General features: G+C 41.1%; 12 protein-coding genes. 9 read left to right on the top strand and 3 right to left on the bottom strand.

The window, feature by feature from the left end:
- Positions 1-27: 27 nt before the first annotated feature.
- The 4 genes from A7P54_RS00475 to ychF all read left to right on the top strand — a co-directional run bounded on the left by A7P54_RS00475 (position 28) and on the right by ychF (position 3,771).
- Positions 28-858 (top strand): MetQ/NlpA family ABC transporter substrate-binding protein, encoded by an 831-nt coding sequence (locus A7P54_RS00475; protein ID WP_019384221.1) that lies wholly within the window; start codon positions 28-30, stop codon positions 856-858.
- 11 nt (positions 859-869) lie between these two features.
- Positions 870-1,940, top strand: a complete 1,071-nt coding sequence (locus A7P54_RS00480) for an ATP-binding cassette domain-containing protein (protein ID WP_171548314.1) — start codon at positions 870-872, stop codon at positions 1,938-1,940.
- Positions 1,921-2,580, top strand: a complete 660-nt coding sequence (locus tag A7P54_RS00485) for a methionine ABC transporter permease (RefSeq protein WP_004962596.1) — start codon at positions 1,921-1,923, stop codon at positions 2,578-2,580. Before A7P54_RS00480 ends, A7P54_RS00485 begins: the two co-directional genes overlap by 20 nt.
- Before the next feature lie 99 nt (positions 2,581-2,679).
- Positions 2,680-3,771, top strand: a complete 1,092-nt coding sequence (gene ychF, locus A7P54_RS00490) for a redox-regulated ATPase YchF (RefSeq protein ID WP_005189415.1) — start codon at positions 2,680-2,682, stop codon at positions 3,769-3,771.
- 89 nt (positions 3,772-3,860) lie between these two features.
- Here ychF and A7P54_RS00495 read toward each other — a convergent pair whose 3' ends face one another.
- Both A7P54_RS00495 and A7P54_RS00500 read right to left on the bottom strand, forming a co-directional pair.
- Complete coding sequence (locus tag A7P54_RS00495; RefSeq protein WP_171548315.1) at positions 3,861-4,430, bottom strand: hypothetical protein; 570 nt, start codon at positions 4,428-4,430, stop codon at positions 3,861-3,863.
- 135 nt (positions 4,431-4,565) lie between these two features.
- Complete coding sequence (locus tag A7P54_RS00500; RefSeq protein ID WP_171548316.1) at positions 4,566-5,099, bottom strand: Mpo1-like protein; 534 nt, start codon at positions 5,097-5,099, stop codon at positions 4,566-4,568.
- Between the two features lie 107 nt (positions 5,100-5,206).
- Here A7P54_RS00500 and A7P54_RS00505 point away from each other — a divergent pair, with 107 nt between their 5' ends.
- Both A7P54_RS00505 and A7P54_RS00510 read left to right on the top strand, forming a co-directional pair.
- Positions 5,207-5,911, top strand: coding sequence for a cyclic nucleotide-binding domain-containing protein (locus tag A7P54_RS00505; RefSeq protein ID WP_171548317.1), 705 nt, complete (start codon positions 5,207-5,209; stop codon positions 5,909-5,911).
- A gap of 204 nt (positions 5,912-6,115) precedes the next feature.
- Positions 6,116-6,433, top strand: a complete 318-nt coding sequence (locus A7P54_RS00510) for a hypothetical protein (RefSeq protein ID WP_171548318.1) — start codon at positions 6,116-6,118, stop codon at positions 6,431-6,433.
- Between the two features lie 64 nt (positions 6,434-6,497).
- Here the strand turns inward: A7P54_RS00510 and A7P54_RS00515 are convergent, their stop codons facing one another.
- Entirely contained in the window at positions 6,498-6,962 is a 465-nt protein-coding gene (locus A7P54_RS00515; RefSeq protein ID WP_171548319.1) for a hypothetical protein, read from the bottom strand.
- A 187-nt stretch (positions 6,963-7,149) separates the two neighbouring features.
- Here A7P54_RS00515 and A7P54_RS00520 point away from each other — a divergent pair, with 187 nt between their 5' ends.
- From A7P54_RS00520 to glnD, 3 genes are all read left to right on the top strand, one after another.
- Positions 7,150-7,539 carry a tautomerase family protein gene (locus tag A7P54_RS00520; RefSeq protein WP_171548320.1) on the top strand — a complete coding sequence of 130 codons (390 nt, stop codon included), beginning with the start codon at positions 7,150-7,152 and terminating at the stop codon, positions 7,537-7,539.
- 120 nt (positions 7,540-7,659) lie between these two features.
- Positions 7,660-8,877: a formate-dependent phosphoribosylglycinamide formyltransferase gene (gene purT, locus A7P54_RS00525; RefSeq protein WP_171548459.1), complete on the top strand. Its 1,218-nt coding sequence runs from the start codon at positions 7,660-7,662 to the stop codon at positions 8,875-8,877.
- A 70-nt stretch (positions 8,878-8,947) separates the two neighbouring features.
- On the top strand, positions 8,948-11,611 hold the full coding sequence (glnD, locus tag A7P54_RS00530; protein WP_171548321.1) for a [protein-PII] uridylyltransferase: 2,664 nt from the start codon (positions 8,948-8,950) through the stop codon (positions 11,609-11,611).
- The last annotated feature ends 10 nt before the right edge of the window (positions 11,612-11,621 follow it).

Here is an 11,621-nt window from a genome sequence, read left to right on the forward strand (position 1 = left end):
CATTTAAGAAAAGAATTGGAGAAATATATGGCTCAAACAGCCTCAAAAAAATGGCTTGGTATTGGCCTTGTCGTCGTCGTTGCGATTATTGCCTTATTGATTTGGAATAAACAAAGACAGAACCATAGCAGTGAACTGGTGATTGGGATCAGTCCTTCTTTTGCTCATCCACTGCAAGTTGCAGCAGATGAAGCCAAACAACAAGGTTTGAATGTCAAATTGGTCGAGTTTTCCGACTGGAATACCCCAAACATCACTTTGAATCATGGTGATATCGATGCGAACTTTTTCCAGCATCAGCCCTTTTTGGATAATGCCATTAAAGAAACTGGCTTTAAATTAAAGTCATTTGCTGCAGGTGCGGCTTCACATGTTGGACTGTATTCAAAAAAATATAAAAGTTTTGATGAACTCCCGAATGGTGCAACTGTTGCGATTCCGAATGATCCTGTCAATCAAGGCCGTGCTCTATTACTGTTACAACAAGCCAAGTTGATTGAACTGAAAGACAGTAACAATCACCTTTCTGCACTAAAAGACATTACAGCGAATCCGAAGAATCTGAAATTTACTGAAGTTGAAGGCCCGCAAACTGCGCGTGCCATTGATGATGTTGATCTCGCTTTTGGCTATCCACATTACTTACGTTTAGCCAAGACGGCTGATCCTGAAAGTGCCTTATTGTTTGATGACAACACCAATAAACGTTATGCGATTTTATTTGTGGTGCGTGATGATTATCAGGACAAGGACAACAAACTACAGAAATTTGTCGAGATTTATCAAAACTCACCTAAAGTCAAAGCTGCATTGGATAGTGATTTCGGTCCGACTTTGTGGTTCCCAGGTTGGAAATAAGGAGAACAATCATGGTGAGTTTTGGTTCACAGGTCGATTTTTCAGTCCCGCATCTAAAAATACGTGGTTTAAATAAGTTTTATGATGTACAGGGCCAACGCTTACATGCCTTAAAAAACATTAGTATTGATATTCCCAAAGCACAGATTGTTGGGATTATCGGAAAAAGTGGCGCTGGTAAATCATCCCTACTCCGTACCTTAAACGGCTTAGAGTCGATTGATACAGGCAGTATTTTGATTCACCAGCAAAATATTGCTCAACTTAGCCATGCCGAGTTGATCAAAACTCGGCAGAAAATTGGCATGATTTTTCAGCATTTTAATTTAATGTCTGCCAAAACTGTGTGGGAAAACGTAGCTTTACCGCTACGTATTGCAGATTATGACAAGGCTGAGATTGAACAACGGGTCAACGAGGTATTGACGCTGGTGGGATTAGAAGCAAAGCGACATGATTACCCTGCTCAACTTTCTGGCGGGCAGAAACAACGTGTTGGTATCGCACGTGCTTTGGTTTCTCAGCCTGAAATTCTGCTTTGCGATGAAGCAACTTCCGCACTGGACCCTGAAAGTACGGCCAATATCCTATCCTTATTAAAACAGATCAACCGAGATCTTGGTTTAACCATTGTCTTGATCACCCATGAAATGCAGGTCATCCAAGAGATTTGCGATCAGGTGATTGTAATTGATCAGGGTGAAATTGTTGAAGCCGGGCAAGTCTGGTCGGTATTTTCCAATCCACAACAACAGATCACGCAGGAATTACTCAACTTTGAACAGGTGAATTTACCCTTTGAGTTGAGCCAAACCATTCTGCCTCAGAGCACGCATCAGATTTTAAAATTGAAATATGTCAGTGAATCGAAATCGGTGCCTGATTTATATGAACTATTGGATGGTTTTAATAGTCCAGTTCAGGTGTATTACAGTCAAATTGATAGCATTCAGCAGCGTACCATCGGCTCATTGATCATCGGGATTCGCAATCTCGAGTTTGATCTAAACCGCTCACAATCTGAAAAACATCCAGCAATAACACAACTTGAGGTGATCGGTTATGTACAATCAACTCATTGATCTATTACTGACAGGAACCACCGATACTTTAATCATGGTCGGTGTTTCTGCGATTCTCGCTTTTTTGATTGGTCTGCCAATTGCCTTAATTTTGGTGAGTACTGCAGATTTTGGGATTTATCCTTCCAAGAAAATCAATCAGTCCTTAGGCTGGATCATTAACATCACTCGATCAGTCCCCTTCCTGATTTTGATGGTGGCTCTGATTCCATTTACCCGATGGATCGTCGGCACCAGTTACGGCGTCTTGGCTGCGATTGTCCCCTTAACCATTGCTGCTATTCCGTTCTTTGCCCGTATTGCAGAGGTCAGTCTACGTGAAGTCGATCAAGGGTTAATTGAAGCAGCACAGGCGATGGGCTGTAACCGCAAGCAGATTCTTTGGCATGTATTGCTTCCTGAAGCTTTGCCAGGAATTGTTGCAGGTTTTACCGTGACCATTGTCACCATGATCAGTTCCTCTGCCATTGCTGGTGCCATTGGTGCTGGTGGTTTGGGCGATATCGCCTATCGTTACGGCTATCAACGTTTTGATATGCAAGTCATGCTGGCGGTGATTTTAGTCCTGATTGTTTTGGTCATGTTGGTACAAACCACAGGCGATAATATTGCCAAACAGCTCGATAAACGCAAAGTTTAAGCTCGAAATAAAAATCCGCACTCGCCATGACCTGACTTTGTCATGGCTTTCATGTAAAATCAGCAGCAATTTTTAAATAACACATTTGTGAGTGGTTTCATGGGTTTTAATTGCGGTATTGTTGGTCTGCCAAACGTAGGTAAATCTACATTGTTCAATGCATTAACAAAGGCAGCGATTGCAGCTGAAAACTTTCCGTTCTGTACCATTGAACCGAATACAGGTATTGTCCCTGTTCCAGATCCACGTTTAGATAAACTTACAACGATTGTTAAACCGCAACGTGTTATTCCAACCACGATGGAATTTGTTGATATCGCAGGTTTGGTTGCTGGCGCATCAAAAGGTGAAGGCTTGGGTAACCAATTCCTTGCCAATATCCGTGAAACAGATGCAATTGCACACGTGGTTCGTTGTTTTGAAGATGAAAACGTGATTCACGTAAATGGTAAAATTGACCCATTAGATGACATCGCAACCATCAATACTGAACTTGCACTTGCTGACCTTGATACTGTTGCAAAAGCGTTATTACGTTTAACTAAAGCCGCAAAAGGTGGCGATAAAGAAGCACTTGCAACCAAAGCAGTTTTAGAAAAAATCCAGCCTTTACTTGATGAAGGTAAACCAGCACGTGCAGCAGATCTTTCTGATGATGAACGTAAAGCAGTCCGTGGTTTTGGTTTAATGACGCTTAAACCAACGATGTATATTGCCAACGTGGCAGAAGACGGTTTTGAAAACAACCCTCACCTTGAAGCAGTAAAAAAACTTGCTGCTGAAGAGAATGCCATTGTTGTACCACTTTGCAACCAAATCGAAGCTGAAATTTCATTATTAGAAGATGAAGATCGCGCTGAATTCTTGGAAGCGATGGGCATGGAAGAACCAGGCTTAAATGTCGTAATTCGTGCAGGTTATAGCTTACTTGGCTTACAAACTTACTTCACTGCTGGTGTACAAGAAGTTCGTGCTTGGACGGTTAAAGTCGGTGCGACTGCGCCACAAGCAGCTGGTGTGATTCACACTGACTTTGAAAAAGGCTTTATCCGTGCTGAATGTGTGGCTTATGATGACTTCATCCAATATAACGGTGAAAACGGCGCCAAAGAAGCAGGAAAATGGCGCTTAGAAGGTAAAACCTATGTTGTTCAAGACGGCGATGTATTACACTTCCGCTTTAACGTATAAATCAGTTTTTTGATTTCCAAACCGCCAGTAATGACCTTATTGGCGGTTTTTTTTATTTGCACAATGATAACTACAATTTTAATAGCCCATTAACTCAATAATTTTTGCAATTGCTGAGTCACATGCTGCCGTGCTTTTTTCTGCTTGAAGATTGTTGGAATATGTAATAAAAAGAACGAATAACGATATTTTTTATGGTCACGTAAGGCTTCACTTAAATAATGATAGAGCTCGATTGCGGCTTCACGGTGAAACGCCCATAAGGCCTGTTGTCGATACATCACCACATAATAGGCATCATTCGGCCAGTTCAATTCATGTTTCTGCCGATAATCACAAGATTCACATATCACCCCACCCCGACTTTGAACTAAATAGCGTGTACTCCAAGCCTTTGAATCATAGCCTTCTGGCAAGTCTTGAATCTGGTCAATACCACTAGAAAGATTTGGATAATAAAATGCAGCATGCCAGTAACCGCCACAAGAATCCTGAAAACGCGCATATTCAAAATCTGCATGATGCTGAAAATAATCGACATCTTTTTTTAACGGAATCTTCGCCAATCTAGCAAATTCAAAATCTGCCTTGGCCTGACATGCGGGACATTTAATGTTTAATTTGCAAGGTAATGACCAATATTCGTAAATTCCTGTCATGTGTTTTTTAATTCTGACCGCCACATTTGAATAGAGATAGCTTAGCAACAGAACGAGTTTTTTAGAATCTTTCAATCTAATAAATGAAAAAGCCAAGCTTGATCAACTTGGCTTTGTATATGTGCGTTCAGCTCATCATGCGACTGTTTGCGGCTTCATATCCATTTCAGCGCGTTTCATTTGAGCTTCTTTTAAAATCCGTTGATGCAACGGCTTACGGAAACCTAGTAAGAAAACAAATTCAGCCAAAACAAATAAAGGCCCAATTGCCAAACCGATCAGATCATCAACAAAAGCTGGTTTTTTCTTTTCAAAATAGTGGCCCACAAATTGGAATACCCAACCTACTACAAAAATACCAATACTCGCACCTAGCCAACTCCACATTGCTAAAGCAGCAATTTTCACAGCCACAGGATATGCCAAGACAAATAAAATCAGCATCAAAATACCGAATAACTTATCCAGTGAAATATAATAAATACTGCTTAGAACGATAAGCAACATGGCCAAAGTGATTGAAAAGCCCGAAATTTCTACGCCAGCACGTGCCGTTAAACATAGAATAGAAAAAACAATTAAGGGAATTCCCACAAAATGGGTCACAACATTATTTCGATCTAAGTGATAAGCCGCATATTGACTAAGTAGACGTTCCAAATTTGTCATTTCTCATTCCTCATATCATTCGTTTATGCTGTTAATCTATAAGAAATATTGCAGCGAAGTTGTCATGTAGCTGACAAATGGATTTATTTTTCTCAAAGGAACCCGTTGTGCTAGATTCGATTTATATCCAACATTTGCAGCAAAACTCATGGTTTAGCCACCTAGCCGAGCCTTTTCAAAATTTTATTATTGAACATGGCAAGAAACATATCTTCGAAAAAAATGCAGCCGTTTTTAATGCGCAAGATCGATTTGATGGAGTTTATGGCGTATTGGAAGGCTCAATTAGCTTGGGTTATATCGACGTCAATGGCAATGAAGCGATTGCTGCAATTGCGGAACCGATCATGTGGTTTGGTGAAATTTCCCTCATCGACCAGCAACCCCGCTCACATGATGCGATTGCATTAAAGAAAAGCGTGGTGCTGCAAATACCAGCACAACCACTCAATGATTTCTTGCTGCAAAATCCGTATTACTGGTACTACTTTGCCCTGCTGACCAGTCAAAAACTACGCTATGTATTTTTAGAGCAAATTGCGATTCAAACCCAAAGCATTACCCAGCGCCTAGCACAACGCTTATTGTTTATTTTAGAGGGTTATGGCAATCGTTCGTTTATTCAGGATTTTAGTATTCAAATCTCTCAAGACCAATTGGCCAATATGTTGACGGTATCTCGACAAACTGTAAATCAAGAGCTCAACCTGTTTGAAAAGCAAGGCGTCATTCAGCTTGGTTTTAAGAAAATCGAAGTCATTGATTTAGATCGGCTTAGAAAATTGGCAACAGTCAGTCACCTAAAAGTGTAAGTATAATGTCTTGTATTTTAAATGGATAAGCACAGCATTTTTTTGCAATATGCTTTTAAGCTTAAACATAAATTAAAAGATAAACTCTCACTATAAAATACTACTGATGCCCTAAAATATTTCACAAAATCAGTCTGCTTTCTTGTCTTGAACACGCATACATTAAAGCTAAGCACTATCGCTTACCCGATGCAGATGACAATCATGAGAAAAATTGCAACGATTTTAACAGCAGGCCTATTTACAGTACTCAGCGCTAGCGCATTTGCCTGCCCGAAAGGAACTCAAATTCAAGGTGGTACAGGACCAAATCACAAAGGCGGTAAATGTGTTGCAACAAGTGTGGTAAAAACCAAGAAAGAAGCAACCAAAACAACAGATACTGCAAAGCATGACATGACGAAAATGAAAGATACTGCGAAACACGATGCGATGAAAGCAACAACAGATACGAAAAAAACAGCCAATACCACAGCAACCAAAGCCAAACAGGAAGCAGCAAAAACGGTCAAAACCTCATAAGCGTTTGATGACTTTAACCATAAAAAAGCGAGATAAAACATCTCACTTTTTTATTTGTATATGCTTACTTAGGTGAAGTATTGCCTAGCGCTGGATTATCAATCGCATCCTTACACTGTGCTTTATCACGCTCGTAATCAACCTGCTTCTGAGTCGATGCATTGGCATTATCTTTTACATCACGTGCCCAAGTATCTAAACTGGTCAATGCTTTACGACACAATGCATATTTGCCTTCCGTTACGGAATCGGTCATTTTGACATTGATACGCCAATCGGTACTGAGCTGACGCAATGGTTTTCTGACTTTTTCTTCAATCTCTGTCACTTGTTTATTATAAATAATCGGATCGATGTCATTGATCAACTTCCATGCTGTATTGGCATAGGTGGTGGCATCGTTGTTAAGTTTCGGCGCAGGTTTGATTTCGACCTTTTCTTTTGGCTCATTATTTGAGTTTCCGCAAGCAGCCAATAAAAATGCACTACACAACAGGATTGCGGTTACACGAGAGTTTGGATTAGACATAGCAAATCGCCGATGAAACATTTGGACATTATGCTAGTCAATTTGGGAGTAATTCTCAATGCTTGTTACTTATTTACCCAGCAGAATGCTTTTTATTCTAAGTAATTGATTTTATGTTTTTGTTCAGCATACTGTCAGACGTGTCCATCTATAAAAAACTAAAACTTCAAGAAGGAAGACATCAACAATGTCACAAATCAAGATTTATGCCTTACAAACCACCATCGAGCAGTTTAGGAATCAACTTTCTCATGCCATCCATCAAGCGCTAGTTGAAAGTTTACACTATCCCATCGAAAAGAAATTTCAGCGTTTTATTGCGCTAGCGAAAGAAGACTTTATCTATCCCAATGATCGGAGCCAGCATTATCTAATTATCGAAATTTCGATGTTTGAAGGCAGAAGTACTGAAGCAAAAAAACGTTTGATTCAAAGCATTTTCAATTATATTCAGCAACAATGTGGAATTTCAGCACAAGATATTGAAATTACAATTTTTGAAACACCGAAATGCAATTGGGGAATCCGTGGTCAACATGCAGATGAATTGCAACTGAATTATCAGGTCAATCTATAAGCAGACAAATCGCAGATGAAGTGCTATTTTTTGTCTAACAAAAAGCAGGTTTTTTGTGGCGTATAAGCTTAATTCGACAAAAAGTTCTGCTATGCTTAAACACAAATTAATCAGGATAGGATTATTCGCATGAGCGTCACTCTTGGAACTCCACTTCAATCTTCTGCATTTAAGGTTTTACTGTTAGGTTCTGGAGAGCTAGGTAAAGAAGTTGTGATTTCTTTACAACGCTTAGGTGTCGAAGTTCATGCTGCAGATCGTTATGATCACGCGCCAGCCATGCAAGTGGCACATTATGCCTATACCCTGAATATGGCTGATCCAGCCGAATTAAAACAACTGATTGAAAAGATCAAACCCAATTTAATTGTTCCTGAAATTGAAGCCATTGCCACAGAAGTTTTGATTGAAATTGAACAAAGCCAAACCGCAACGGTAATTCCATCTGCAAAAGCAGTTAACCTCACCATGAACCGTGAAGGAATTCGTCGTTTAGCTGCTGAAGAACTCGGCCTACCAACCTCTGCTTATCGCTTTGCCAATACCTTAGACAGCTTCCGTGCTGCATGTGATGACATTGGTTATCCAAACTTTGTAAAACCTGTCATGTCTTCTTCAGGGAAAGGTCAATCTCGTGTGAAGAGTTTTGATGAAGTGGATGCCGCTTGGGATTATGCAATGCAAGGCGGCCGCGTCAATCAAGGCACCGTGATTATTGAATCGCAAATTGATTTTGATTTTGAAATTACCTTGCTTACCGTTCGTGCAAAAAATCCAGAAACAGGTGAAATTGAAACCCATTTCTGTGATCCAATCGGACACCGCCAAGATGCGGGTGATTATGTCGAGAGCTGGCAGCCGCAACAGATGACGCCTGCTGCGCTGGAAGAAGCAAAACGCATTGCCAATAAAGTCACTGTTGCTTTAGGCGGTTGTGGTATCTTCGGTGTAGAGCTGTTTATTAAAGGCGATAAAGTTTGGTTTAGTGAAGTTTCACCCCGCCCACATGATACGGGTCTGGTTACGTTAGCTTCACAATTCCAAAGTGAATTTGAATTACATGCCCGTGCAATTCTCGGTCTACCTGTCAATACAGCACGCCATAGTGTCGCTGCAAGTGCGGTGATTTATGCAGGTGTTGATGCTAAAAACTTGAGTTTCACTGGCTTGAATCTTGCTTTAGCTAATCCAAACACAGACTTACGTCTATTTGGCAAACCTGAGGGCTTTAAACGTCGCCGTATGGGCGTTGCAACTGCCCGTGCTGAAACAACGGATCTTGCACGTGAATTGGCACAGCACGCCGCATACCAAGTGAGTGTACAAACCAACGCTTAAGATGACCTTAGGTGCTTATCATCACAACTTCCCCTCTTTTTAGAGGGGCTTTGATAGAAGATCCAGCTTTATGATCAAGACCTCTCCTTTGTTGAACTACGTCACCAGTCTTCATGATATTCAAGCCATTAACCAATGGCGTACGGATGTAGAAAAGCAATTACAGGAGAGCTATGAAAATGGTCAACCTATTCGTGAAGTGATTGGAGCGCGCTCTGATTCGATTGATGAAGCCCTGATCTTTCTTTGGAATCATGCAGGCTTAGATCAAACAGAATTGGGCTTATTTGCAGTAGGCGGTTATGGTCGCCATGAAATGCTGCCCTATTCAGATACTGATATCATGATTTTGTCTGAGGATGAAATCAGCGAAGAACAAGAAAAACTGATCTCGACCTTTATTTCATCTTTATGGGATGTCGGTAATTTCAAACCGGGGATCAGCGTTCGTACCATTCAAAACTGTGTTGAACAAGCCATTAATGATTTAACTGTTGCGACCACCTTGATTGAAGCTCGTCTCATTACCGGTAATCAGCAACTGGCAAAATGGCCACGCCGTATCGTTGCGCAAACATGGACAGATCAAACCTTCTATGATGCCAAAATGGCTGAACAAGCCAAACGTTATGCACAACACAACAATACTGAAAGTAATTTAGAACCTGATATTAAAAATGCCCCGGGGGGTATTCGCGATATCAATCAGATTGGCTGGATTGCCAAACGCCACTTCCGCGTCAATCGTATTTATGATTTAGTACATTTGGGTTTTATCACTGAATTTGAACTGGGTGTATTGGAAGAAGCTGAAAGCTTTATATGGGAAATTCGCACCCATTTACATCGTTTAGCCAAACGCGATGAAAACCGTTTATTGTTCGAATATCAACGTGATATCGCTGCAAAATTTGGTTATGTGCGTGAAGAAGGTCAGCCTGTTAATTTTGCTGTTGAACAGTTTATGAAGCGCTACTATCGTACCGCACAGCAAGTTTCAACGCTGAATGAAATGCTACTCGCCTATTTCAATGAATCGGTGATTACCCCACGCCTGCCTGAATATGAACGCCACATTATTGATATTAATGAACGTTTTAAAATTGTCGATGGAAAATTGGCTGTTCAACATCACAAAGTATTTTCAGAAGAACCTATTGCCATCTTAGAGTTATTCTACTTATTAGCAAATCGCCCTGAAATTACCGGTATTCGTGCCCGTACTTTGCGCCTGCTGGTGCTTGCTGCAAAACGGATTGATCAACGCTTTCGCGATAATCCAGAACATCAAGCCTTGTTTATGTCGATCATTCGCTCACCGCATTTATATGACACCATGGTGGCAATGAAGCGTTACGGTGTGTTGGGCAATTACATTCCTGCTTTTGGACAGATTACGGGCTTGATGCAATATGACCTGTTCCATATTTATACCGTCGATGCGCATACTCTGTTATTACTCCGCAATTTAAGTCGCTTTAAAGAACCTGAATTTGCCAAAGAATTCCCAGTGGTCAGCTCTGTGTTCCAGCGTATTGCCCGCCATGACATCGTGTATATGGCTGCAATTTTTCATGATATTGCCAAAGGTCGTGGTGGTGATCATAGTGAACTTGGTGCACTGGATGCGATTGAGTTCTGCCGTACCCATGGCTTTACCGAGCGTGAATGTAAGTTGGTTGCATGGCTGATTAATAATCATTTATTGATGTCTCTTACTGCACAGAAAAAAGATATTTCAGACCCTGACGAAGTCAAAGACTTTGCTGAAAAAGTCGGTGATATGGAGCATCTTGATTATCTTTATACCCTGACGGTTGCTGACATTAACGCAACTAATCCGAAGCTGTGGAATACATGGCGTGCGTCCTTGATGCGTCAGCTCTATACCTACGCACGTGATGTGATTCGTTCAGGCTTAGGTCGTCCAGTTGACTATCAAATGCTGATTGAAGATACCAAATTTGCTGCCAGTGAACTCTTGGTTAATGACTTCTCTCTCGCTGAAGTTGAGAAAGTCTGGCAAGAGCTGGGCGATGAATACTTCGTCAAAGAATCGGCCAATGAAATTGCTTGGCATACCCAAGCAATTTTGCAACACGGCGATAATCCCGAGCCTCTGGTACTATTGCGTGCGCATCGTAATGCTGCCGATGATGCGGTTCAGATCTTTATCTATACCCGTGATCAACCAAACTTGTTTGCCACTACCGTTGCGGTACTGGATCGTATGAATCTTGATGTCCAAGATGCCCGTATTATCACCGCCTCAACTTCATTCAGCTTAGATACTTATCTGGTCCTTGATCGTTTTGGTACCTTGCTGACCGATCCAGATCGCGAACACAAAGTCAAAGCCGCTTTGGTTGATGCATTGAGCCATTCAGATCAATATCCGGGGATCATGCAACGCCGTATTCCACGTCATTTACGTCATTTTGATGTGCAAAATACTGTAGATATTGTCTTAAACCCGACGTTACAGCAGCACATGGTTGAAATCTCAACCCTTGACCATCCAGGTCTGTTGGCGCGTATTGGTGGTTTATTCATGTTGCAAGGTTTGGATATCCATTCTGCAAGAATTGCCACACTGGGCGAACGTGCGGAAGATATTTTCTTTGTCACCAAGAAAAATGGTGTCTTGCTCACCGATGAAGAAGTGAAAACTTTTGCGGAAAGCTTAAAAGCCGCTTTAGATGAAGCATCGAATCAAATTTGTAATCCATCTTAAATTTTATTGT

Origin of the sequence: Acinetobacter sp. Ac_3412 (genome assembly GCF_013072675.1) — a bacterium.
Classification (GTDB): domain Bacteria; phylum Pseudomonadota; class Gammaproteobacteria; order Pseudomonadales; family Moraxellaceae; genus Acinetobacter; species Acinetobacter higginsii.

Excerpts from the sequence above, each read along its gene's own strand:
- A7P54_RS00475 (WP_019384221.1), top strand. The coding sequence starts at position 28 with ATGGCTCAAACAGCCTCAAAAAAATGGCTTGGTATTGGCCTTGTCGTC.
- A7P54_RS00480 (WP_171548314.1), top strand. The coding sequence starts at position 870 with ATGGTGAGTTTTGGTTCACAGGTCGATTTTTCAGTCCCGCATCTAAAA.
- A7P54_RS00485 (WP_004962596.1), top strand. The coding sequence starts at position 1,921 with ATGTACAATCAACTCATTGATCTATTACTGACAGGAACCACCGATACT.
- ychF (WP_005189415.1), top strand. The coding sequence starts at position 2,680 with ATGGGTTTTAATTGCGGTATTGTTGGTCTGCCAAACGTAGGTAAATCT.
- A7P54_RS00495 (WP_171548315.1), bottom strand. The coding sequence starts at position 4,430 with ATGACAGGAATTTACGAATATTGGTCATTACCTTGCAAATTAAACATT.
- A7P54_RS00500 (WP_171548316.1), bottom strand. The coding sequence starts at position 5,099 with ATGACAAATTTGGAACGTCTACTTAGTCAATATGCGGCTTATCACTTA.
- A7P54_RS00510 (WP_171548318.1), top strand. The coding sequence starts at position 6,116 with ATGAGAAAAATTGCAACGATTTTAACAGCAGGCCTATTTACAGTACTC.
- A7P54_RS00515 (WP_171548319.1), bottom strand. The coding sequence starts at position 6,962 with ATGTCTAATCCAAACTCTCGTGTAACCGCAATCCTGTTGTGTAGTGCA.
- A7P54_RS00520 (WP_171548320.1), top strand. The coding sequence starts at position 7,150 with ATGTCACAAATCAAGATTTATGCCTTACAAACCACCATCGAGCAGTTT.
- glnD (WP_171548321.1), top strand. The coding sequence starts at position 8,948 with ATGATCAAGACCTCTCCTTTGTTGAACTACGTCACCAGTCTTCATGAT.